The following is a 25984-nucleotide window of genomic DNA, read 5'->3' as shown; positions in this document are numbered from 1 at the left end:
TAAAACTAAGCCTCCAGCCCTCTGATAGCTGGAGAGTTCTCAAATTCATTCCAATAATCAGCTTTAAAAGACTCACACAAAATAATTTATAGACTAGATGGAAAACAAATTTAAGTTGAAAGAATCTAGCATAAATTTAAGCTTACAGACACAAATTTCAATAGGTAACTGTCTGATATAGTTTGTGTTAGTAAAGACTAACGTATTCAAAAGGGTATTTACTTTATCTAACACATCATAATTTTTGCATTTTCCTAAACTTAAATGGACTAACATTTCTAGCAATTAAGCTAAGTTTAATCGAAGAGCATTTTATTAAATCTAGTATTCTACTCCTCTATACTTAGTTTATATTTTTCTATCTCTCCATTTTTATCTTTGTATAAATCCAAAATTATTACCCCTGAGTATTTATCACCTGTTAAATGAATCGTATAGAAATCATAATCTGGACCTTCCGGAGCACCAAAATATCTACCTACTTTCCAAATTTTATATTTCTGAATATGACCAAATTTACGTTGTAACTGATTATCTTTTTGAAAAACAGTTTCAATATATTGTTCATTTTTTTTTCCATGAATCTTATTCTGGACAAAAGTTGTTACAATCGATAATAAGATTATAAAAACTATTATTGCTACTATTTTTTTCATATTACTTCCTATTATAAAATCCCCCGAAATCAGCACCATAGGAACCACCTATAGCAACTCCAAATTTCCATGGAGTATTTCCAGAAACAGTAGGATCAATATTGAAGCTTGGTTTATTCACATCGACATATCCCCCGCCCGTTTTTTGTTTAAATCCATTACCTGTCGCAGCTGTGATACCAGTACTGGCTCCAATTGGACCTAAACCTACACCAACATCTGCTTTTAGGCTTGTTCGAGCTATAGGTCCATAGCCACACTTTTCAGAGTGTCGTGATGGCCCCCCTCTTGGGTCAAGTCCTATTCCAATCCCTGCTCCAACCCCAACTCTTCCAAGAATTTCCAAGGTCCCATCCTTATAACTAATACTCGCCCCAGCACCATATCCATAATATGCTTCTACACTTAATGCCCATAATCCATAAGGATCAATAAAATTTACAGGGTTATTTTCGACATAAGCATAAGTATTTAAACCACCAGCTAGTCCAATTGGATCACTTTGAGTATATCTTCCTGTTGTTGGGTCATAATAGCGATTCCAGTTATACCACAAACCACTTTCTGAATCGTAATACTGCCCAGGAAACCCCAAGTTAAAAGGCCCAATACTACTTTGAATTACAGCACTATCGTAACTACTCGTATTCGCCTTCCACACTACCGCTTTATTCGAATCGGTTATAACTTCTGGGCGTTGTAAATGATCATTGTGGATGTAATACGCCTGATTATTACGAATTAATCCCACTGGCTGCCCACCCAACCAAATGTAGATAGTTCCTAATCCACCATTCTGAATTGCGCCCATTGGGCTTTCTGCTAATAATCGTCCATCTGGTGCATAAACATAGTTAATATTGCCATTGCTACTGACTTTCCGACTCCGAAGATTAAATGCTCCATAATCATATGTAGTGGTTACACCACCTAGCTTCACTGACTTCAACCGGTTAAATGCATCATAAGTGTAGTCTTGTGTACCGCCATAACCTGATTTTTGGATTTGATTTCCCACTGCGTCATAATAGAAGTTTTTAGCCTCTATACCTGTGATATTGAGTAATCTATTTCCAGCTCCAATGTTATATGCAGATACAGCATTCGTATTGCCAGTCCTATTGGTCCGATTAGAATTGGTATTCACTCCCCAACTCTCAGTGTACTGCGGTGAGGCAGCACGTATCAGCTGCCCTAATGAATCATATTCAAATGAAGATGTTTTACTCGTCTCAACGCTATTACTAATCAGCGTAATCCAATTATTTGCGTTATAGTTATGTGTTAAATTTTGAATTCCCGAAGTTGTGATTCCTATTAAACGATAATCCGTGTCATAGCTAGACTGACGTACAAGCCCATTTCCATATGTCCAGTTTTTAACCCCTCCATAAGGCTCATAACTAATATTTCTAATAATGGATTGAATATTTGATCCTATTTTGAATTTAACAGCATTTACACGATTTAATCCGTCATATTCATAGATCGTTTTATAATCATCATTATTGCCTTGGCTTTCACCAATCAGTCGACCACTATTGTCATAACTCAAATGTGTCGGATAGCTTATTCCTTCGATTTTTGTAATTTGAACTGATATTTTTCCATCTTTCGTATAACCATATCCTGTACCAGATGTGCCATCTGATACAGCACACAATCGGCCAATACCATTAGTACAGTTATCATAATTCCATGCCAGTGTCTGGTTACTACCTACTGCTTTAGTTCTTCGATTCAAGGCATCATAACTATAACGAGTAACTTTGTTATCTGCATATGTTACCGTTGCAAGATTACCAACATTGTCATAGGTATAGCTGGTTAATCCCCTTGACGGACTGTTTTCAGTAAGCACCTGTCCAAAACCATTATATGTATATGTTGTTTTATTCCCTGAAGCATCGGTAATAGACGTTAGATTGCCGAAAACATCCCAACCATACACAATATTTGAGCCATTTGAATGAGTTTCCTGAAGAGGTCGTCCCAATGCATCATAACTGTAAGTTTTGATGTGATTTAGTGAATCTATTTGTTTTATAACATTGCCTTTTGCATCATATTCTTGACGAATGTTCTGACCATTATTACCACGATTAGCTGTAATCCAACCCAATTGATTATGTTCATTCATCCATGAATAACGAATATTCCCACCCTCCCTATATTCTACTTTTTGTAATACGCCCAAATTGGAATAACTGTAAGTTTGCTGACTTACTGCTTGATCATTATTACTATGAGAAATACTGGCAATCGTTCCATTATCATTGTAGCTAGTTATTTCTTTCAAACCATTCGATGAACTGACCTCTGTAATTCCAAAGGGCCCATACTTATAACTTGTGGAAGTAAATATGATAGGTGCGATTTCTATTGTTTCATTAATCACCCTACTACGGCTGTCATAGCTATATCGTGTGGTCTGACCATTCGGCTGGATTATTGTTCCAGGATTACCAAGTCCATCATAATCACTGTATGTTGTAGTTTGTCCTAGTGGATTTTTTAACTGAGTCAAATTGCCTAAAGAATCATAGTTATAAGTAAAAACCTGCCTATTACTACTAATTGTAATAGTTTTCGGAGTTCCATTATTATGGAGGCTATAATTATATTCTTGTTTACGACAATTGTTCGCATCACAGACAGTGAAGCTTCTCAGACGGTTATTCTTGTCATCATATGTATAACTCTCAGTTTTCCAAGGCTTACTGATAGAGCCTACACCAGAAAAATATTCTACTTTGGATGGAAGCTCTGTGTCATAAGACCAAGCATATTTAATTATCAAAGCAGTACTATAATCGCCATTCCGAATACCACGGATTTCCTGAGTGACTCGTCCTGAACTATCGCGTAGATATTCTGTTTTCACGCCATTCCAGTCTATACGAGAATTAATCAACCCTTTATTATCATATGTTGTCAGAGCACTCGCATTTGGACAGTTACTAACACCACTTCGTTCAATACTGCTCAGCTTAGTCTTGTCCGTTCCTGTATAGGTATATTTACTCACTGCACCTGCTGCATTAGTAACAATAGAGTAATTCTCTCCATAACTGACTTTGTCAGTTTGCGTACCATCACTACGACCACTTTGAATAGCTCTATTCTGCGCATCATAAAGATAACTCGTAAGCCGTTTTCCATTGACTAAAATTGCAGTTAAGTAGGTCCATCTATGGCCTCCATAATCATAACTACGTGTGGAACCATCAGGATAGGTAACTCCGATAAGGTTGGAAGCTCCTGAAGTGTTTTCATAATTATAGTGGTAGTGATTTCCTGCTGGATCAGTAACTCGTGTGATATTTGACTGAAATACTGGATCTCTAGACTGGATTTCTATAGATTTTCCATTTGTATGCGTTACTTTTCGTATCTGCTCAAAATCGTATTCATCATAGGTAATTGTCCATCCAACACGATGTGCATTTAACTTTCTTAAAAGCTTTCCAACAATATCGTATGCCTCTGCACCACCATCAGGGAGTAAAACTGTATAGATACCTGATCCATATAAAACCCACTTCGCATCATCTACACGTTCCTTCGTTCCATCAGGCAACAGCCTTACATAGTTATTTTTATCATCTCTTACCAGCATATAGTCGAAATTATGCTGCCATTTTGTCTGAATCAATCTTTTATTCGAGAAATTTGCTGGCCCATTAGGCCCAGAAGCAGAATTATAATAACGAATAAATTCCAATGGCATTTCTCCGGGAGTAGTAAAGTCCACTTCCTTCTGCATTTTTGCACCATGAGCAATTTCAATAGGATTAGATGTTGTTTTACATTCTATATCTTCAGCATCTTTAAGTTCAGCATGAATTGAGCTCACTTTACCAAGTGAAGTAGGTGTTGAGTATGTTGAGTAAATCACACCGGGAGGTATTCCTCTTTCACCACCATAGGACGGCTGAAACTGACCTGGAAAGCTACTTGATGGTTGTGTGGCAGTCACTGTAATCGTAGGTAAAGATCCAATATTTGCAACAATAGACTGGCTAATCAGGCTCAAACTAATTGCAATTGAGATTATTCTATTCTTACTCATGGAAAATTCTTGTCATTGATATTTTGAAATGTTATAACATAACAATTATTTTAAATTCAATTAGTACCTTTGTTAAATTAATATTTATTTTTCTATATAGTGAGTAGTAAATTTCTCACTTATTGATAATTCATATAGAAAATCACATTATATTTAGCAACATTAAATGGAACGTATATTAATATATGATTCCTAGGAGCAATTAAGACTTATGAAAATTCTAAAAGAAAATCTACAAAAAGAAGGGTTATTTTCTTTAGCTTCTTCTTAATTATTCAATTATGTTTTCAGGTTTATGGTTTTAACTATGGTAAAGATCTCGACTCTTTATTGGTTTTATTTGGTTTACTTCTAATTGTTATATGCAAATTATATTTCGAAGTAGATATTTTTAAAGAAATGGAACTATCTACTAGAAATGCTAAATTTCTTATACACAAATTTTAAAAAAAATTCAAAAAACAGGTAGAAAGAATGTCTAAAAATTTTAAATGGATTTTTTTATATGGAGGTCTTGGCTGGGGCTTATCTATGGCAATATTTATGTCTATTCTTAGATGGATTGAATTTGAATCTCCTGCATTTGGTTCTTTGCCTATATTTTTCATAGTCTGTGTTGCATGCGGAATTGGATGGGGGTTTTTTGCTAATAAATTAGATAAAGAAAAGAAAAATCTTAATATATTTTTTCCAAAGTTCATAAAATCTTTACTCTTATTAGTTTGTACTCTTTGTATTTATGGATTAATTTTTAGGTACATTCTTGTTCCTAACAACCTGAATGATACATTTATTAGTACATTACTTTTATTTTTACTTTTATTTACTCATTTTTCTTTGCTAAGAAAATTTATTCTAAGAGATAAAAAATAAATTAATTAAGATGGTCATTAAAATTTATAAGAAAAAAAGTATTTCACTAAAATTTTTCCATTCAAATAAAATCTTGAAGCAACTTAGTAATAAATCGAGACTTTGAATCTGGAGTTTGGATTATTCCGAAAGAACGGATGAAAGCAAACAAAGAACATCGTGTTCCACTTTCAGAACTAGCAATTGAGTTATTGAAATCTATTCAGACTTATACACAATCACAAGGCTATATTTTCCCTGCGCCTCGTACTAATGGCATGCTTTCAGACATGTCCTTAACTGCTTTGATTAAGCGTATGCCTGAACAGAAGCTAAAAGAAAATGGCTTAGGCTATATTGATCCTATGCAAAATCGAGTGATTACTACACATGGTTTTAGATCAACATTTCGTGACTGGTCTGCAGACCAAACTGACTACCCTCGCAAAGTCTGTGAACATGTCCATGCACATAAACTGCCTGATGAAGTTGAAGTAGCTTATTTACGTGGAGCTTATTTGGAATAAGCGTAAGAGTCTAATGGCTGATTGGGCAGAATTTTGTGAAAACAAATACACAATAAAAGTAATACTTCTGCCGTAAGTGGCAGAAGCATTTTTTAATTCATTCTTTAAAAAAAATATATAAATTTAGACTGAAAATAATTATTCACAAAGTTCTTCTCCCCATTTGTTATAACTAAAAGAAATTATGTCTACATCCGTTTTTGTAACTCTAACCTTATTTCCTTTAAAATCTGTCGCATTAAATGATATTGGACTAGCTATATTGATGCTATTTTTTGAACCTAAACAATATGTATCGACACTTATTCCTCGCCCTTTAAGTATCCAGCCATCTTTTTCCAATAAGTCTATTATTTTCTTAGTTTTTATAGAGTTTGCAGGTAACTCGACATACGCTAACTGAACTTCTGCTCTATTCAATGAATTAACAACTTCTAATTTTTCACCTAAAACAGTTTTCATTTTTTTATCAAACGGGTATTTATCTGATGGTTCATCATAAATCTTATTACTATTGCATCCCATTAAAGTGATCATAAAACATATTAAAAAACTTAAACTGCTAAATTTCATATTTAATCCCTAATTTTCTCTGTAAGTGAACGACCTTGAGCTTCAACACCATATCCAACATTAAAATCAGCTCCTGGTGTACCAACCCCAATTTCAAAACCTTTCATCGTTTTAGAGGTAAAATAAGCTTTAACTTTTTCACTAACCGATGTAGAACTTGTATCAATAGGTAATACTAAACCTGCACGGACTCCCCATATACCACCACTCGCACTTCCTGCTAGTCCTGAAAGGAAACTATCTGTACTTTGATCGTCCCCTCTACCTTCTGGTTTATTAAAAATATAGCCTGCCATACAACTAGCCGAAAACTTACCTTTTAATTTTGTAAGATCAGAAGCACCTAGTTTTTTAGTTCCATCAAGTACCATCACAGCATTCTTACCTATCGCTTTAGCACCTTTTACATCTGGCCTTGATGATGCACCTACTTGAAATACCTTACCATTATGTAGGTTAGTAATCTCTGCGTAAGCAAAGGGGCCTACCCCTCCCGAACAATAAACATAATCGAATAACGGAGGACCTTGCAACCGACAAATATCACCTGTTTTCATCCAACAGTCATAATTTCGATAAGCTTCGTATTCTAAATTTGCTGAAGCTTGACGACTTAAACCGATAAATTCTCCACCATAGGTTACTTGCAATCCTAAAGCATCTACCCACAAAGTTGGATTAATTACATAACTGTAGTGATTCAATCCTGCGTATAAATCTATGGGGTCTTTACTCATATATCTTGCACTATACGGTTCGTAATAACGATAACGGTTATAGTGTAAGCCTGTTTCTTTATCGTAATATTGACCCTGAAAACGAATATTACTTTGTTCCAATGGATTGTCTTGGTTTGTTATATTAATTTCTAAAGCAGTGCCCCATGTATCCTGTTTGATTTCCCAAACACACTCCCCTAATTCATTACTTAAAGTTTGTGGTGTACCCACTTGATCACAGTGATAAAAGGCAACACGTTCTAATTCAGCTTTGTTCTTTCTGGTTTCAGTTTTCCATACTGGATCTTTATAAATCGAATAAGGTCCGTTTTGGAATTGACGATAGTCAGGTGTTTCAATTAGTTTGATAAAGCCTGTATAACCTGTTTGTAATAGCGGTACAAAGCTATCTGACTCATAGACATAGTGTTTGGTATAATCAGTTTGCACTTTTGGTGATTTCACTGATTCCCAAACCATCTGATCACCTTCCCAACCAAATAAGGTTAGGCTGTGGTCTGTTTGGTTATTCTTAAATAATCGTCTGCCAAATACATCATAACCATAGTCTGTAATTTGACCATTGTTGTCACTTTGAATCAGACGATTTAAGTTATCCCAAGTGAGTTTTAAGGTCTGACCTGCTTGAGTGGTTTCAATCACATTGCCCTGTGCATCATATTTATAATGTTTGCCTTGATACTGGCTAATCAAGTTATTTTTTACTTGCGCAGCTTGAGTGGCAATCGGATCAATCAAGTTCCCTGCAGGATCAAAACTAAAGCTTTCAGTCTTATATGGGTTTTGGCTTTTGATTAAACGTCCGATTGGATCATATTGGTAATTTAATTTGCCTAGACGACTATCATCGACTTGAGTCAGCAAATAGTTGTTATCATAGTGATAATGACGTTCTGCTTGAAATTGTACCCTGTCCGTTGTTTCTTGTTCAGGGCGAATGATTTGTGAGCTGAGTAAGCCCACATCATTATAATTCTTAGTTTGCACTAACCCATTGGCCAGCAGTCGTGTGGTTTCACGATGTAAATCATCACGTTGGAATGCCACCATATCTTGTTGGTTAAAGGCAATACCATAAATATGCCCTGATCCATAACTTAGATTGGCTTGTACTTGTCCATCAGGACGAATGGTTTGAGTCAAATTCCCCAATTCATCGTATTCATAACGTAATACTGCTGTGAGTGGGGTTAGATTCGGTACTTTATAGTGTTGATGCTCACGTACCAACTGTCCGAGTTGATTGCGATAAAAATCAATTTGGCTTTCTGTATTGGTCGCTTTGCTGAGTTGGTTATTTAAGTTGTATTCAAATTCTTCAACTTGGCTATGCCGAGTCTGCAAATGGGTATAAGTCTTTGACGCGATCAAACCATCCGTATGATAGCCGAATTGAGTCAGAATATTTGGTTGGCGAATTTGAAATAAAAATCCATTGTCATGATATGTAAAGTGCTTTTCTTCACCATCAAAAGCTTGTTCACGCACCAATTGCCCAAAACGATTATAGTCAAATAGATATTCGGCATGGTTTTGATTGCTTAGTTTTTGAATTCGACCTTGTTTATCCCACTGGTAGCCGATTTGGTGTCTATTGGCATCGACCCGTTGCTAATAGCCCGACTTGATTGTATTTATATTGGGTGATTAAGCCTTTGCTATCAGTATGCTTAAGTAAACGCCCTTCTTCATCATGTTCAAATTGTTCTTTTAATCCATCAGGATAAATAACAGCTTGAAGTTGTCCTTTGTCTTTGGCCTGACTACTGTAGATATATTGAATTTTCTTCTTATTTTCAAATTCTTGAGACTGCATTATTCCCAGCTCATCATATTCCCAAGCACTAATTTTCCCGGAACAGTCGGTATACCACACCATCTGCCCAAGATCATTATATTGAATTTTCTTTGAGCCGCCTTTGGCATCAACTACTTCAACCAATTGATTGTCATTATTATATTTATACTGGGTGGTTTGCCCTAAAGGATTAATTTCTTTGCTGATATTACCATCCTGATCATATTCAGTTTTCCAAATATGACCTTCAGGATCTTTGATTTCAGTTAAGTCCCCTGCTTTATCGTAGGCAAATAGGATAATGCCACCATTTGGTTGTACAATTTTAACCAATTGATCTTGATCATTATAGACTTGCTCTGTTTCTAAGCCTGCAAAATCAATTTGACGCGTAATCCGTTTTTGACTATCTCGAGATATCCACTTTTCACGACCATCGGCTAAACGGGTACGATAGGTAAAACCATCTAAATCAAAATAATAATAGGTCGGAACATCATAAGCATCATAAACCGCCACTTGACGCAAACGTGGATGCCATTCTAAACGGGTTTTAAAACTGCCATTATCTGCCCATTCCTCAATCGCCTTGGCTTTGGGTGCGGTAGAGTCATATCGAATATTTTGCCCACGTCCAGTACGATCTGTATAACGTGTCAATTGATGGGCATGGTTATATTCATAACTGCGTGTATGTCCATTTTGATCAATGGCTTTGATCAGATTGCCTTGTTGATCGTATTCATAACGTGCCAATGCTTCCGCTTGTTCATCGACAAATGCGGCAATGACTTTGGCTTGTTCATTAAAAGCAAATTTGACTAAATGTTTAGCGCGTTTCAATTGAAAATCAATCGCCTGTAAATAGGCAAATTGTTCAAATAATAAATAGGTCAGTACTACTTTTTCATCAGTCTGATCATTAAATTGTTGAACGAGGTGATAATGTTTTCCAGCATTAAAACTATGAAAATGGAAATTCCAGTCTAAACCAAAATTCAGCAATAAATCTCCATCGTCATGTGGTGCTACAGTGAAACCTTCAAAGGGTACCTGATACGTTGCATACAGAATCGAAGTTGGGAGTTGATGTTTTCTACCTTTACCATCAATAAATAAATAACCGCGGGAGTTTTGGATAATTATATTGGAAAATGGCATCATCCAACGTGCCCCAATCATACTGTGGTCAAACTCATTCATTTGAGAGTTATATTGACGACTAAAGGCAAAATCAACTTTAGGTAAGTAAAAGTCTGAATGATTAATTCGTTCAGCACCAATTGAATAGCTGATACTATGACCTGTTTGTGTATCCGTACCTGGACAAGGTGGATTATTTAGTGCATCAGGTTGTAAGGTGACAAACTCTAAAATATCACCATTGATATGCTGCTCATGTTCGCCTGTTTGGTTTAACGGCACACTGGCTGTGGCTTTTTTACCTTGAGTTTGGATGGCTTTTAGGGTTTCTTGAATCAACCAAGCAAGGCTATATTGAGTTCCTGCATTGCTTTGTTGTTGAATCACGGTAGCAAGTTGTGGTGTCGCCTTAAGCACTTCTTCTGTTAATCGTGTTGCGATATTCGGGGTCATCTTTGCGGTCATATCAGCTTGTGCAGGTGTACCCAACAAATCAATCAATGGCTGTGCCCAGTTGCTAAACTGTTTGCTGGGATCACGTTTTTCAGCTGTGGCTCCCGCTGCAGCAACGCTGGGTAATCCAGCTACAGCACTGCTACTAAAAGCTTGGAGAATTGAAGTCCCTAATGTCGTAGCACTCGACAATAAACCTGATAATTTACCTTGTGTTTCTTGTAGAAATTTCTCTAAATCGCCCGCCATCTGCGCATTTAAGTGTAGCTGCATACGACGTAAATCAGCTTCTTTGATTTTGCCATTGGCTGGGTATAAACATTCGGCCATTAAACCCAGCATTGGACGTAAAGCCATACGCACATGTGCTTCTGTATTCGGTTGTAAAAGTAAACCGATTAAGTTCATGCTTAACAATGCCGATTGTTGTACGCCTGCCTCAGCTTGTTTGGGTTCTGTAGCAAATAGAATTAAATCCAATACACTCCCGGATAATGCAAAGATATTGGCGACTGTTGGTACATTGGCGCTTGCTTTAATCTGTTCTAGGCTGATATTTCCGCAAGCCTGTAAATAGTTTTGGATTTGATGCGCGATAAACTTATGGTCTTCTGTATGCGTCAGGCTGGCCAAATTAAATACCGCCAACTCTACCGCTGGGTTGGTCTCTTTAGCGGCTGGTTGTTGCTGTGTATTTGACCCTGTGGTCTGATTTTTACTGTCTATAAATGACATAAGCTTAACCTTAATATGTTCTAATTTTTAATTTCAATCAATTAAAATTCAAAAAATGTTCAATTATTTATTTCGCGCGTTATATACATCTGGTAGTTCAGCAATCGTTTTTCGCACAATCACTTGTTTGGTGACATAACGAGACCCTTCCAGATCCATACGCATCTCATTCTTATCATAAATCTACTGCTGCATTTTCACCTCTAAAGATATAGTCGCTTACGGAAGCTGCATAAATATTATTAGACATAGTTTGCTATTTAATTTTAGACTTTGATGAATTCTACTAAAAATGTGGACAATTTGTCTATACAGAGCTGTCTACAGTGAAGCATTGGACACAAAAATAGAAAACATCTCAAACACCAAATTATTTTTCTCTTCTAATCCCCTTTAAAGATTCATGTCGTCGAACAATCCTTACTAAGCTATATTTTACGTGCGCCTCGAGGCAGTGGCATGTCACTAAAAGCTTTGATTAAGCGTATGCACGAACAAAAACTTAAAGAAAACTGCTTAGGCTATATTGATCCCAAACAAAACCGAGTAATTACTACGCATGGTTTTCGATCTACTTTCCGTGATTGGTCAGCTGACAAAACAGATTACCCTCGTGAAGTATGTGAGCATGTGCTTGCGCATAAACTGCCTGATGAAGTAGAGGCTGCATATTTACGTGGAGCTTATCTCGAAAAACGTAAAGCATTAATGGCAGATTGGGTAAAGTTCTGCTATCAAAATATTATTCAATGATAAGATTAATGGGGCAGGTCCAGTTGCCTAACTTAAATAAAATATCTCTAATAAGATCAGTACTGTTCATATTTAAAAATACAAGTCCCGTATGATGATGAAAACCTAATAAAACCAAGCAAGTATAATATTATTAAAAGCTTTGATTATAAAAAATTACTAACAACTTTTCCCTCAATATTGGAAGAGATCATGAGATATGAACTTTGGGAAACTTTTGAACCATCTGCGTTTAAAACAAAGTTATTAGAAAATTGTGAAACAGATGTTTGAGATGCTCGCCATTTTAACAGTGAGTTTGGTTAACAATCGGGTGAGTTGATTGAGATCGTCTTTTTTTGATTCCTTAGCAAATTCTGATGCAAGGTCATTTAGTTTTTATTCGTTCAAAATAATGCCTGACTCCGATGTGAATAAGAACATGGAAAATTCAGGCAATTATACAATTTAATTTACAGGCTCATTTATCTAGTTTTTCTGCATTGATGAATTTTAGACCTCGATGTCTATTTTTCCATTTGGAATCAGATTCAATACCAATCACTCCATATTTTCTATCAACTCGTTTGTGAACTGTTATTTTTAATCCATAATCTTTATTAATTTTTTTGATAATTTTTTTTAGCTTATCAAATTCTTCTGTTGGCATCCTATGCCCAGCAATCACCGAACATAGCATTTTATTAATCGGATATTTTTTGATCCTTGATGTAGTATCTTTTAAATTCCTTTCAATTAATCTAACTTCATCTTCATAAGACCAATCAGAATCTTTATTAAAAACAATTATTTCAGAAAGATTCTCGAATGATTGATCTAAAGGAGAATAACTGACTGGACAAGGACATAAGTGTTTGTATTGAGGTGAATATGATTCAGGAAAGTAAAACTCAATACAAATTCCTCTATTTTCATCAGCATAAAAATGCCACATAGGATTGTTATCAGGTTTTGTTGTAAAACAAACTATACCCATTTCACCTATTCCATGATTAATTTCCTTAAAATACCTATTAAGTACATTTGGATTTTTCTCACTTTGTTTTATTTGTTCTTCTACATATTTTTTCATTCCTGAAGAATCCGCTTTAGGTATAATTTCTTTAGTTAAAATATCTTTCAACAATTCACGCGTATACTTTTTACCCTCATTAGGATCATTTAAAGAATGGAACGGCGCAAAAAAGAGTTCTCCTTCTGTAAGGATTTTCTTTGTAAATTCATCCCATTTTCTATATCGATATAAAAAACCACCTTTCCAATTTTCCATTTAAATACCCATCAATATAAATAAGTCTATCAAAATACATAAAAAATCCCTACTTTCGCAAGGTTCTCTAAGAGTTTTTAACCAACAAGGCCTGAACTGACTGCCGAAATCCTTTTTGAATATCCTGAACATGATTCAATTTATTAGTCTGTTAACTCTGCGCAAGTTTAGCTTCATCAGTGCAAAACTCCTGAGTAATATCCAAACACTCTTCATCTCCCACTTCAAAACTGGCATTATCATAACCCTGCCCTGCCGCATGATCCAAAATCTCTTACCTTACTTTTTTCATCAATTTGTTTGACTAAAATAGTGACTTTTGCAAATTCACACCATCAGATAAAAATGAATCCACTTAGTAAATCGGAATGCGATAGCTTTAGATGGTTCTTTTATCTCGTAAGATTACTTACAGTGGCCGATATGAAAGTAAATCACCTAATGCTGCACCATAATAACAAAGTTGCGCTACCAACAAAGTACGAATACGGGGAGCAGTCCAAATAACAATGCTTTTAAAATCAATTATCCTGTATAGAGGAAACTACTGCTATTAGTCTATTTATTGGTTCTGCTAAGCGTTTTGGTAATACACGATATTCTTCAATTATTTTTAAATCAGCACTCCGACGTCTTGCAATCCAAATATCATCGTCTGGGCGGTCATTATCAATACCATTGCAGTATTTATAACCAACCAAAGAATCTGAATGTGACAACAATAGCCGAGCCATTGTCATATGGAATCGATGGTTTTTTAGATCGTTTGAGTCCATTGGCCTTGGAATAGTCAATCTTAAACACCGTTGATTATTAAATTCATCCCAATCTGGTCCAGCTACTTGCCCAGCCCGTTCCAACATTTTGTGTGACTGCTCATTTTTTGCATTAACTATCGAAACTGCTACCTCTCCATTATGATAATTTAATTTTTGGGCGAGCTTCCTCATCCAACTATTCAGTTTATCTAATGTAGGATTATCAGCAAATATCAAAAATTGATGTCGTTTCTCTTTATCAATAAATAATGGTATCTGTACGTAAAGTGGATACAATAAATCGTGAAGATATATATATGTCTTTCTACGGTGTTCTTCATGATTAAATGTAGTTTCAGTCAAAACTCGGCTTGCCCATTCAGGGGTAAACTCAGCAATAGTCATCTCAGTAATATCAATTGATATAAGAGGAAAACCTAATGATTTTCCAATCAAAGCTTTACGACCATCAAAAGCATGGCCTAATTCAATCTCTACACCACCAAGCACCATCTCTTCGGAATGAACTGGGGAACCAAGCACTGCGATATCAAGTCGAAATTGACTACCAAAAGGAGTTTTCAATGGATACTCTATAACTACTCTATCAGCAACAAGCAACAGATTCCCTTGAATAGGAAAATCAGATACATCTTTATCCTTAACTTAAATATCCATGGCATTCCTAAGCCGTAACTGAGCCTCCTAGAAAGTTCAGCAGCAACCAATTCTTTTGCGAGACGATGCTCAGTGCTCTCTTTCGTTGTACACCAACGATGATCTTCTTGATCATCAAAATGTTCTTTGGGATTATAGTTATTTTGACTAGGTAAAACCCTGAAATGAGCACGCCGACGTAATCTCCCATTCTCAAAAGAGGGTCTAACCCAAGTCACCATTTGCTTTGATTCATCACAAGAAACTAAAGGCTGAATAGCCACTAATCTTTTAGTAACTAAAAATGTAACTGAGCAATTGAATCAGGACACCTACCCATCAGATGAAAATACATTAAGAACAAAATAAAGATGACTCAGATAAATGAACAAAGAATAAACATGAATGACCAAAAGCTCAGATCTAGAATACTCTAATGAGTTCATCTATTCTGAAGATATTGAAAAGAAACTCAAAAGGTATAGTTGCCAAATAGATCTAAATTATTCTTAATTTTACTAATTCAATATAATTTTTTTATGTAGAACAAAAATAGAAAAAAACAATCCATTGTAAAAACAATGGATTATTAATAACTATTTAGTAAAAGTCACACTAACCAAATAAATAAAACTAAAATAATTAATAAAAATAAAATATATATTTAAAAATCAATATTTTGCTTCAATTTCACAGCCTATAAATTTCTTTATCAAAGAAGCTCTAGCAATCCATTTTATTAAGATAGTTGCTGTGTGATTCTTAAAAAAGGAATCACAATATTGTGACTATTTTCTAGGCCAAAATAACCAGCCTTTTCATAGAAAGAACGATCAGCTTGATAATACTCCATAATACAAAAGCTAACACATTCTAATTGCATGCTGTCTAGATTTTGCTTTTTTAGTCGAGTAATGCAGTTACTGGACAGTTTTCCAATAAGACCATATGTTTTACTTTTTAAGACAATACTTGGCTTTTCATTATAGTATTTTATTTCAACAGAGAAATCTTGGTTGATACAAATGTCATTATCGTAAGCTAATTTTTGGATATTGTTGCGGCCTTTCTCTGTAATAATTTCTGGATAGGACAAATAAATATCCGCCAAACCGATTTGCTCATAATAGGTAATCTCATTAATCAGAGGTACACGTGATGGACTAATCGTAGCAGAATGCTGTTGTAAATAAGACGCCAACATATTATTTACACTCATTGCTATCTCTTGTGGCTGTATCAACGTAAGACTTTGTTTGGCTCGAGTGAGTGCAACGTACATTGCTCGGATACTACTTGTATCATCTATTCTCTTAAATTGACGCTTCTGATCAAAAATATAGACATGTTCATATTCACAGCCTTTTGATGAATGATATGTTGATAAAACAATCATTTTTTTTATGCCTGAATCTGGCCTAATCAGTAACAAATCCAATAATTGCTGACAAGTTAAGTCATTTTCATCAACAGATAAACGCTGTATAAGACGCTTAAAACCAAGATCCTTTTGAGAAAAATTTTGGTTTTCAACCCATTGGACTGCAAAATCTTTCGGATTACCTTCAATAATATCTAGAGCAGGCCGACGCTGTAAATCCTGAATAAATGTCTTAATTAACAAACTCTCATTAAAATCCAAATCACTTTGTTGATTAAGTAGGTGAAATTTTAATTTACTTTGAATAAGAAAATGTTGAATTAAAAGCAACTCACTCCATTCTCGAGCTAGTATCGCAAAACTTGACCAGTCACATTGTGAGGCCTCTTGTTTAGATTGGATATCATTTATCATCCACTGAATACTATCAATATTCATAAATTGGTTAGATAAAACTAGCTGCAAATTACCATTTTCTTGACGTCCCTCTTTAGCAACTGGACGAATTGCATATCCATCTGTCTTTAAGCGCTCGTGAGCTGGCAACATATTTTGAATATAAGTATTAGCTAATTCGACAATATCTTTAGGACTCCGAAAGTTATCAATTAAATAAAAAATATCTTCTTCTGCTATTTGAAAGTCTTTCTGGAAGTTTCGGATATATTGAATATTCGCTCCTCTAAAACCATATAGATTTTGATCATCATCGCCTACAGCAACCAAGTAACCACGTTGGGTAATGTCATTTTCTTCCTCTTCATCGCTTTCTACTTTTAGTCCTGCTAGATGTGAAATGATACTATATTGAACATCATCAATATCCTGAAACTCATCCACTAAAATATATTGAAAAAATTGAGGATTATCTTGTAAATACTCAACAGCCTGTTTTAAGAGCCATTGGTATTTATAATTATTATCTCTATGAGGAGGAGCTTGATTTTCACTAATATTAGTTAAATGGCGAGCTAAACCATGGAAGGTAAAAATATTTACCTGAGCAGCATATTCATATCCAATGAGTTGAATCAAACGCTGCCTTACTTCAAATACAGCTTGACGGTTATAAGCCAAGATCAGGATCTTTTCTGCAGGAATATTACAACACATGATTAAGTTGGCTACACGATGCACAATAATCGTAGTTTTACCAGATCCTGGCCCTGCAATTATTAACATTGCTCTCCGTTGGTCATCAGAAATAATTTCTCTTTGCATAGGGCTTAAAAATTCTGGAAAAATCTTTTGTTCGTAATTCTCTAAATGTGCTTGTTTAGAAAGGTTTGGATCCAAAAGGTATTTTTCGCATAAATCTTCAATATCTAAGTTAAAATAATCTTCAACTAAATGTTTTTTCACTTCTAAATCACAGCTTAGCCAATGATTTAAGATATGCAGGCGACGATTACGATCTTGATAGTGTTTCTCTAAGTATTGATAAGCATCTTTGGATGAGTGAAAGCGCTTACGTGCATGTTCACCAACTGGCCGATCAATAAAGAATATTTTTTGCGCTTCATCATCTAAGCGACTTACATTGAGCCAACCGAAAGACTGCATATATTCTAAGTTCTGTAAGAACTGTTCTGGACAAATACCCTCTCTATCAACTAATACTTCTATTTTTAATAATTGTGTGACAGGATTTGTTTGACTCGCAGTATCTTCAGTATAGTTAAATACTAGATCAAGACTTTCGGCAAGTTCATCCATTTGCTTTTTAGCTGCTTGTATCCAATCACGCCAATGACTTAGTTCTAAATTAATGGGCGACACTCTTAAACTATATTTATTTTCTTTAATTTTTAAAATTTTAAAATACTTAAAGATATGAAAAATTTCGCGTGATTTAATCTGTTTGTTATGTTGCACAAACCATTGGTCTAAAGCTCTCAAATCAATACGCTCGACTTCTTCTGGTTCATACATACTCCAACAATCTTCTAATGCAATTAAAGCATCACGTTTTTGCTTCAATTGACGTTGTAGAAGAGCATGTCTTTTTGACAGTCGAATGCGTACCTCACATGACCAACGTGCACAACCAAGTTTTACCAATTGTCGAATACCACGAAGCAAGCTTTTAACATTCAGCCCTAGCGCTACGGAGACTTCAGGTAAATAAAGTTGACTCTCTTTTTGTTGGGTTAAAGGTAATAAACGTCTATATAGCTCTGCTGCTTGACCTTCAGTGGATGCTGGAGCATCTATTAATTTCAAACTAAGAAGAGCTGGTAACTGTTCCTTTTCAACTAAAAGATTATATTTTTCTAGTGCTAATAGGATGACACGAATCTGAGTGACTAGCTCTTCGCCTTCAAACGATAAAAATGTTTGTAATTCTTGTGCAGTGAACCATCTATCTGAAGCTTTTTCACGTTTAAGGACATTAGCAATAACTTGTTGCCAGCATTCTAGAAGGACTTTATGACCACCAATTTGACTATCAATATTCTGCTGTACCAGGTGATCTAAATCAATTTGGCTCCAGTACAGAATTGCATGCCCTTCTTCACCTGTTTTACGTGCGGCACGACCAATTTCTTGTAAATATGATTCTAAATTATGTGGTGGTGAGTAATGAATGACCGTATGAATGTTAGCCCTATCAATCCCCATGCCAAATGCATTGGTACAAATAACCACATCCAGCTGATGCATTTTGAATTGTTCTAGAATACGTTGCTTATCATTAGAAGACATACCAGCATGATAAGCTTGGGCAATAAAACCCTGTTGACGTAACTCTTGTGCAAACTCTTCAGTTTTACTTCGACTACGCACATAAATAAGAACAACAGGATGATCATCTGTGAGTGTTTCTAAATTTGGCTGCTCAAGTGAATTTCTGTCAGGGAATATTTGTGAAAGTACCTTACGAATTTCAGGAAGTCTTTGCGAGCGCTCAATTTGAATAAATTCAGCTTTTATATTATCGCGCCATACATTTTGTGTTGTTTCAACCATCACTGTTTCAAGAGGCAAACCTATCAAGTCATGAAGTGGTTGAACAATTTCTCTATCAATTCCTTCAATCACACGTTGTGCTGCTGTGGCAGTTACCAACATAAGTTGTGGCGCCGTTGCATTTTCATCACGATAACATTGTGCAATTAGCCGTCCGATACGTAAAAAATCTGGCCTAAAATCATTCCCCCATTGAATAATAGTATGCGCTTCATCTACAACCCATAAAGCTGGGCGTCTTCTAGATAGTAACGTTTGTATACTATGTGTTCGTAAGCGCTCTGGACTGATGTAAAGTAAGTCAATTGTGCCAGACCAAATCCCTTCTAAAATTTTTGCTTGTTCTTCTTCCGTTTGACCTGAGATTAAACATGCAGCTCGATTTCCCCAATGGCCCGTATGGCCTAATCCTATTACTTGATCCTCCATAAGAGCTTTTAAGGGAGAAATAATCACGGTGAGTTCGCGACGATACTTGCTTAGGATTAATGCAGGAAGTTGAAATGTTAAACTTTTACCACCACCCGTTGGCAATAATCCCATAGGAATACTACGAGCTTGAGCTAGTTGATGGACAATTTTCTTTTGCCCGACCCTGAGTTCAAACCCAAAAAAGTCTTTACTCTCTTGATCAAAATCAATATCACTAAATTGTTGATTGTTCCAAAATACTTTTTCAGCCTGAGTAAATCTTTCTCCAAAATCAGAGATATCTTGCAGCCAAGTGGGACGACGGCAAGTGGGCTCTTCTAAATGCAATAGCCAATGAGCAAAGACAATTGCACCTAAATTATCTATAGATTGATTAGGTAATGCATTCATCCAGTCAATAAACTTTTTATTCTGTCCTTGAGGAATCAATGCACAATAATCTAAAGCTTTCTGATTAACATGGGGGTTCGGAAAGATATTAGAGAAAGGGAGTTTTTTTTCAATCCATTCAACCAATTGTGGATGTATACCTTCGTGATATGTTCTGCAAACTCTTTGATAGTAATGATAGCTTTCTATACAGTCATAGATAGGATCATTTATCGTAGTTTTGACTTTATAAAGTTTTAATAAAGAATGACTAGGTTGATGGGGAAAAATTAAATTAGTTAATAGTAAAGTATCCAAAGCTTTAGATTTGCAAATATCATCAATTGAAAGATGATAAGGAGTGTGTTCATTTAACCATTTTAGATCAAATGCTAAAATATTATGTCCACACACATGTTTAGCTTGACCTAAAATTTGTATGATAATTTTAAGATCATTTCTTGAAAAATTAAGAGCATAAAAAGTTTGATGATCAATATCTGCGACAACCAAACCGCCTAATATTAATTTTTCTGATTGTGGATCTATTTCTAAGTCGATCCAAACATCCTTTTTATAAAATAAATCGAGGGCTTCAGTTAAGCTAACCTGAGAAATTTGCATATCATTTAATCGCATATTTAGTTTTAATCATTATATAAATTTAAAAAGAATAACTAATCTAAATCAACTATAATTAAACCCAGAGTGAGCAATCTAACTTATAGTATAAATAAGCCGTTTCTAGTTAATTTGAATCCAGTTCATCCCATTAAATTTTATATTGTTACTGAAAGTAATATATTTAACGCGAAGTTACTTCTACGAAAAAATCATTCCACGCAACTCTCGTTTTTATCTCACACCATTCGATCGCTTGCCTCAATAAAAAATATTTTTCCATATTCAAGATAATAAGCTCAAAATCTTCTTCTGGATGTTTTGTATTATTCTTTAACGTTATAGAACATAAATTATCACCAAACCCCATATCATCAATTAAAAATCCTAAATCAAAGATATCTACAATAGCATTCAGATAATTTTTGAATAAAATATCTGTTCTAAAATCCCCATAGTAGTTAAAAAGACTGTGCGAATGATTATCACCTATCACATTATGAATAAAATCAAAAATTGTATTTAGCACCTGAGGTGGTATATCTTCATCAGCTTTAACACAAAATAAAAAATAACGGCGTATAAGTTCTAAATACTGTTCATGATTAGTGGGATTCAAAGGTAGCTCTGGATTCTCTTTGAGTAAGTTCTTGAAGATGTTGATTGGGTAACTGGCTTGTATAGATTCTATTTGATCACTATCTAACAAACCTTGCCCCCAACCAATCAAACGCCCATTAAATTCCGGGCATAAAAACTCAATATAAGTATTATGTAAATGACTTGGGTTTTCAATAAGCGACTTTTTTTTCTCAAGTTTTATTTGAATTTTTTTATCTTTTAAGATTTCACCGATTAAATCTTGATGGGCATAAATTTTTAGGACTAACCTAAAGTGCTTCCAATGCTCTGGTATAAAATCTAAGACATAATGAGCCACATTTTTAAAATGAGGATAATCTAAATGTATAACTTTACCCTGACGAGCACTAAGCATCGCTTTAGTAACACTCTCATGTTTTTCTAGATTAAGCTGCACATCAATCAATTTAAAAAATTCTTTTAGATGTTGATAATTGGGATTCAACTTATCATTCACTACACTTGAGAATACATGATCGCTCTTATACAAAGACTTTATATAATCTTCAGCGATACTTTTATAATTTGCAAAAATTGATTTTTTCTCAGTCATTTCTAGTTAATAATATTAAGATAAAGATGTTGTAACACAATAGTAAGATATAACTCAAATCATTGCTTCACAATGATCTTTCCTAATGTACCCTTTATAACAACTGTTGACTTTAAAGTTTAACTAAACAAAAAATTATCAGGGACTATACACCTCCCTCTTCAAAACTAGTATGTAATCAAATTTAGCGAAAAACTCTAACAATTCATCCTAGTACAATAACCTATAATTTAAACCCCACTTTCAAAATCACAAACCATTGAAATAATTAAAAAACCCATCTATTCTTTGATCTAACAGCCCTAAGCAACTTGTTTTATTTTAATTAATTATTATTTAATTAAGTAAAATCCTAAAATCATCTTTATACTGATACTTAATATAAAGTTCTAACAACTCAACCTCCTCATCTTTTTAATTATTATAATTCAATTAAAAATTCTAACTAATCAACCCATTTCCGTAACCAAATGGCACTTTCTTTCTGATAAGCATACAAATTATAAGTTCTTTAAATTCTCTTTTTTTGAGTGATGAAGCTCAACTATCTGCAACTATTTTATTAATCCATGAAAGCCAGATTGGAGATGTTTTATGATGAAATTCATGCACTCAATTTCTACTACCATGATTAATCACACTAAAGGCAAACAGCTAATCTAGGCACATAAAACTTATTTAAAAACAGACAAACATCATATTGCGAATAATCTTTTTGCCACTGACTTCTCCACTCAACATGTCGCGGTGGTTGTTAGAATTTCACTACACCATTGAAATCAGCTATTTCATCTACGAGATAAGTCTTCAGTGTTTAATAAATAGACGTCACAAATAGAGCATAGCTATGCTCTTTTGCAAGATTTATATCAGCAGAAAGTGATCATTTGAAATGATTGCTTACAAATTAAACAATTAAAGTTAATACACATAAGCATTTTGGTAAATTATTAAAAACTAGCTAAAATTTTACATCTGATTCATAAAACTCACAAAGCAATTGATAAACTACTCTAAAGTTAAAAAGAACAAAAAAAAACGTTAAATAAAACTTTTACTCAGAGCGAGTGTAGCCTGTACAGTGGCTCGGATTTACTCCGCCATTTTTATCCGATCTGAGCATTTCAAAGTTTGCTTACTTTCTTGATTTTTTCAAAAAATCTTAAACCTCCATCTGCATAACTCAGACCCAAGAGAAAGTGCTAATAAAACCTTTAATAAAAAAGCTTTGAAAAGTTTCATGATGTCACATCTCAAGATTTTGATTAGCTTAAATATATGCCCTCAAAATACTTGAATTATAAAAACAGTAAACATTAAATCACATGTAGAAGGTAACCTTTGCTAACTTAGAGCAGGGATTTTTGATTTAGATATTAGAACAGCTCATTTACGGAGTTTTTCTGTATTTCTACACGACCTTTGTAGACTTCAACTATGCCAGTTCCACACACTTTTTTACCAACCTTACTATTGGCTTTACTCAGTTGCTGAGAATCTGAGTTTTTAATGTAGAAGTAAAAAGGCTGGTTTGGATAAGGTTTTTCAAGATTCAAAAACAAATTATTTTTATAAGGCTTAACACCAACTAATGTACCGCAAACGGTTACAGATTTACCTACATAAGAAATAGCATCATAAGCACTAATTGAACTTAATGCATTTGCAAAAGTCGAAATACCCAGTAATCCAAAGACTAAAAATATATTTTTCATATTATTACACCTATTGTAAGCAGCTAAATTATAACAGCCGTTTACATAAAATTATATGAAGAAAGTTATACTTTCAGCATGTATGCGACTTTAGATGATGCAGTACAATTCATATACTGCTTAGGCTAATTATAGGAATATGATCAATCACAGCATGAGTATAAATACCATGAGGTTGTTTACCCTAAAAGGCATACAAAATTAGGTCTTTTATATCTACTTAGTTTCTATTTTAAAATTAGGGTGTTGTCCTTAAGTGATTAAGAATAAAGCCCAAGATTGTTTAGGCTACGTGTTCCGTTCTCATATTTAAGCTACATTGCTGTAAGCTTGGCACATTGAGCACCCCATAAACCTATATCTTCTCTTAAATCCTTTATAAATTCAGGTGTAGGAACATTAACAAGTAAGTTTTCAAAAATCATGCTGTTGAAATCAGCTTGTTTATGCAACGATGCCCATCAGGTGTACCTGTTTAGCATTTAATGAATCAAATCACCTTTTTAAGGGTGATTTAGTATCGCTTCAAATAAGGCTTTTTATCTACACGTTTTTAAATTAAATGCCAGTAATTGCCCATCCTTAAATATGCCTTGTATGATCAATGTACGATATCGCCTATCTTCCAGCATATAGCCCTGATTTAAATCCAATTGAACAAGTATGGTCTGTACAAAAGGAAAGTCAGGAATTATGCTTCAAGTGATGAGTTGGAAAAAATTACCATACCACAGCAACAACAATTAGGTGATGAAACTAGGCATGAATAAAATTTATGAATATTTTTTAAAATCATATAAACACAATAGTTTTCTATATTCAGAACTTCTATCATCAGGAAAACTATCAATATATTTCTTTAAGTCTTCAAGAGCAATTGTATTATTTAATACGAAATAAAATATAGCTTCTAGTTTATAAGTTTTTCTAATCTCAGATGTTTGTAAGATACTATCAATAGTTGTTGCGTGAAAAGAGTCATATCGATCTTTTTTAGATTTCTCACAATATTCAGTAATTTTATCGCTTTGAGATTTTTTTAATTCCTCAGCACTTTTCAAAGTTGGACAAGTTATACTAAAACCATACGCAGGAAACCACTGATTACTTGGAACACCCATTTCATCAAGCAAGACTATAACATTATCTTTTTTATTAGCAATCAGTTCAAAATACTCACTCACCAATTGAGCAGTGTTGTTATATTTATACAAATATTCAACTTTTTCTTTTGAATCAATTGCTAATACTTTGTCTGAATTTCTTAAGGTATCTAATCCATCAGCTACACTAACTTTAATTGTTCCACCTGCTACAATTTCTCTAACAACCTCTAATACCTTCCTAACTTCAAGAGCTGAAACTGGCAGTGAAAGTTCTTCAATAGCTTTATACAGACTTACATAATCATCAGTTTTAACTTTATTAATCCGAATCATAGAACCATTAATTGAAATATCATGATCTTGGATTTCTAATGAATCAGAACCAGACTCATATTCAACTAATAGAAAGTTTTTTCTAATCTCTTCAGCTTGAGGTGAATTAATCTCAACATATTTATAAATAGTACTTAATATTTCTTTTATATTTTCATCACCTACACTATAACCTAAAAATACAATTGGATTATGTACAAATAGAGATATTAATTGTGCTCGAATTAATTCATATCGTTCAGAAAAGTTATTATAATCAGAGGCTGTAAGAATAATTTTTTCAGGATAATTTACACATCCATGAATTTTATAAATTGAGCCGTACGGATTGCTCAATAAAATTTCATTTCCTATCAATGGTTGAAATTGAATTAGATCTTCTATCATACGATCATAATTTGTGGTTACAACAGAAGAAATATTCTTTGAAATCTTTTTAAAGCTCTCAATTTCATCCAACATATTATCTGTATATTCAAGGGTAGATAGCAAATTTCTTATATAAATCTTAAATCGACTCAAAGATTTATTTTCACGACTCGCTTCATAAAATAGATCATTTATTTCCTTAAATTTTCCGTCCCTATCTTTTGCTACAAGTTCATTAAAATCCTGCTCAAGCAATTGTGCTAACTGCATTAAATCATATGACCCATCTTGAGTTTTATGAACTTTGTTCTTCATGTCATAAAATTTCTCATCTGTACCATAAAGATCAATTGCTACATATTTCAATAACCCTTCCCAGTTAAATGAATTATTCAAATATCTCAAACTCAAACCTGTGCCTACAAAAAGTACAGGGTGGTTTTTATAACTACTTACAAATTCAAAAATATCCATGAGACCACAGCTTCTAAATTGTTCTTTTAACG

11 protein-coding genes and 4 pseudogenes are annotated in these 25984 nt (G+C 34.2%); 4 read left to right on the top strand and 11 right to left on the bottom strand.

Annotated elements, in window-relative coordinates:
- Positions 1 to 329: 329 nt before the first annotated feature.
- Together FHR28_RS05765 and FHR28_RS05760 are read right to left on the bottom strand one after the other, a co-directional pair.
- Complete coding sequence (locus FHR28_RS05765) at positions 330 to 656, bottom strand: hypothetical protein (protein WP_166782133.1); 327 nt, start codon at positions 654 to 656, stop codon at positions 330 to 332.
- Position 657: 1 nt separating this feature from the next.
- Positions 658 to 4728 carry an RHS repeat-associated core domain-containing protein gene (locus FHR28_RS05760; protein WP_166782132.1) on the bottom strand — a complete coding sequence of 1357 codons (4071 nt, stop codon included), beginning with the start codon at positions 4726 to 4728 and terminating at the stop codon, positions 658 to 660.
- A 474-nt stretch (positions 4729 to 5202) separates the two neighbouring features.
- Between FHR28_RS05760 and FHR28_RS05755 the strand changes: the two genes are divergently transcribed.
- Both FHR28_RS05755 and FHR28_RS05750 read left to right on the top strand, forming a co-directional pair.
- Complete coding sequence (locus FHR28_RS05755; protein WP_166781685.1) at positions 5203 to 5601, top strand: hypothetical protein; 399 nt, start codon at positions 5203 to 5205, stop codon at positions 5599 to 5601.
- A gap of 98 nt (positions 5602 to 5699) precedes the next feature.
- Positions 5700 to 6183, top strand: a pseudogene (locus tag FHR28_RS05750) (tyrosine-type recombinase/integrase); the annotation flags it as partial.
- A gap of 62 nt (positions 6184 to 6245) precedes the next feature.
- On the opposite strand, the gene FHR28_RS05745 reads toward FHR28_RS05750, so the two are convergent.
- Both FHR28_RS05745 and FHR28_RS05740 read right to left on the bottom strand, forming a co-directional pair.
- Positions 6246 to 6680: a hypothetical protein gene (locus FHR28_RS05745; protein ID WP_166782131.1), complete on the bottom strand. Its 435-nt coding sequence runs from the start codon at positions 6678 to 6680 to the stop codon at positions 6246 to 6248.
- A gap of 2 nt (positions 6681 to 6682) precedes the next feature.
- Positions 6683 to 11549, bottom strand: a pseudogene (locus tag FHR28_RS05740) (RHS repeat-associated core domain-containing protein).
- A 429-nt stretch (positions 11550 to 11978) separates the two neighbouring features.
- Between FHR28_RS05740 and FHR28_RS05735 the strand changes: the two are divergent.
- Positions 11979 to 12302 (top strand): annotated as a pseudogene (locus FHR28_RS05735) (integrase); the annotation flags it as partial.
- 460 nt (positions 12303 to 12762) lie between these two features.
- Here the strand turns inward: FHR28_RS05735 and FHR28_RS05730 are convergent.
- The 6 genes and pseudogenes from FHR28_RS05730 to FHR28_RS05705 form a co-directional block, all read right to left on the bottom strand.
- The gene (locus FHR28_RS05730) at positions 12763 to 13572 is read right to left on the bottom strand and encodes a DUF2971 domain-containing protein (RefSeq protein WP_166782130.1); all 810 of its coding nucleotides are present in this window, start codon (positions 13570 to 13572) and stop codon (positions 12763 to 12765) included.
- 67 nt (positions 13573 to 13639) lie between these two features.
- Positions 13640 to 14059: pseudogene (locus FHR28_RS22115) on the bottom strand (hydrolase or metal-binding protein); the annotation flags it as partial.
- A gap of 34 nt (positions 14060 to 14093) precedes the next feature.
- On the bottom strand, positions 14094 to 14951 hold the full coding sequence (locus FHR28_RS21830; protein WP_228722020.1) for a hypothetical protein: 858 nt from the start codon (positions 14949 to 14951) through the stop codon (positions 14094 to 14096).
- A 775-nt stretch (positions 14952 to 15726) separates the two neighbouring features.
- On the bottom strand, positions 15727 to 20763 hold the full coding sequence (locus FHR28_RS05715; protein WP_166782129.1) for a RecQ family ATP-dependent DNA helicase: 5037 nt from the start codon (positions 20761 to 20763) through the stop codon (positions 15727 to 15729).
- A gap of 181 nt (positions 20764 to 20944) precedes the next feature.
- On the bottom strand, positions 20945 to 21955 hold the full coding sequence (locus FHR28_RS05710) for a hypothetical protein (RefSeq protein ID WP_166782128.1): 1011 nt from the start codon (positions 21953 to 21955) through the stop codon (positions 20945 to 20947).
- A 1376-nt stretch (positions 21956 to 23331) separates the two neighbouring features.
- Entirely contained in the window at positions 23332 to 23670 is a 339-nt protein-coding gene (locus FHR28_RS05705; protein ID WP_166782127.1) for a hypothetical protein, read from the bottom strand.
- A gap of 604 nt (positions 23671 to 24274) precedes the next feature.
- Between FHR28_RS05705 and FHR28_RS22110 the strand changes: the two genes are divergently transcribed.
- Complete coding sequence (locus FHR28_RS22110) at positions 24275 to 24376, top strand: transposase (protein WP_166782126.1); 102 nt, start codon at positions 24275 to 24277, stop codon at positions 24374 to 24376.
- Positions 24377 to 24443: 67 nt separating this feature from the next.
- Here the strand turns inward: FHR28_RS22110 and FHR28_RS05695 are convergent, their stop codons facing one another.
- Positions 24444 to 25952 carry an SIR2 family protein gene (locus tag FHR28_RS05695; protein ID WP_166782125.1) on the bottom strand — a complete coding sequence of 503 codons (1509 nt, stop codon included), beginning with the start codon at positions 25950 to 25952 and terminating at the stop codon, positions 24444 to 24446.
- Positions 25953 to 25984: the final 32 nt, after the last annotated feature.

This window comes from Acinetobacter sp. BIGb0196, assembly GCF_011759595.1.
GTDB lineage: Bacteria > Pseudomonadota > Gammaproteobacteria > Pseudomonadales > Moraxellaceae > Acinetobacter > Acinetobacter guillouiae.
The sequence above is the reverse complement of the archived record's forward strand: the minus strand, read 5'-3'. Positions and strand labels throughout refer to the sequence as shown.

Coding starts and splice junctions, on each gene's coding strand:
- FHR28_RS05765 (WP_166782133.1), bottom strand. CDS start 656: ATGAAAAAAATAGTAGCAATAATAGTTTTTATAATCTTATTATCGATT.
- FHR28_RS05760 (WP_166782132.1), bottom strand. CDS start 4,728: ATGAGTAAGAATAGAATAATCTCAATTGCAATTAGTTTGAGCCTGATT.
- FHR28_RS05755 (WP_166781685.1), top strand. CDS start 5,203: ATGTCTAAAAATTTTAAATGGATTTTTTTATATGGAGGTCTTGGCTGG.
- FHR28_RS05745 (WP_166782131.1), bottom strand. CDS start 6,680: ATGAAATTTAGCAGTTTAAGTTTTTTAATATGTTTTATGATCACTTTA.
- FHR28_RS05730 (WP_166782130.1), bottom strand. CDS start 13,572: ATGGAAAATTGGAAAGGTGGTTTTTTATATCGATATAGAAAATGGGAT.
- FHR28_RS05715 (WP_166782129.1), bottom strand. CDS start 20,763: ATGCAAATTTCTCAGGTTAGCTTAACTGAAGCCCTCGATTTATTTTAT.
- FHR28_RS05710 (WP_166782128.1), bottom strand. CDS start 21,955: ATGACTGAGAAAAAATCAATTTTTGCAAATTATAAAAGTATCGCTGAA.
- FHR28_RS05705 (WP_166782127.1), bottom strand. CDS start 23,670: ATGAAAAATATATTTTTAGTCTTTGGATTACTGGGTATTTCGACTTTT.
- FHR28_RS22110 (WP_166782126.1), top strand. CDS start 24,275: ATGTACGATATCGCCTATCTTCCAGCATATAGCCCTGATTTAAATCCA.
- FHR28_RS05695 (WP_166782125.1), bottom strand. CDS start 25,952: ATGGATATTTTTGAATTTGTAAGTAGTTATAAAAACCACCCTGTACTT.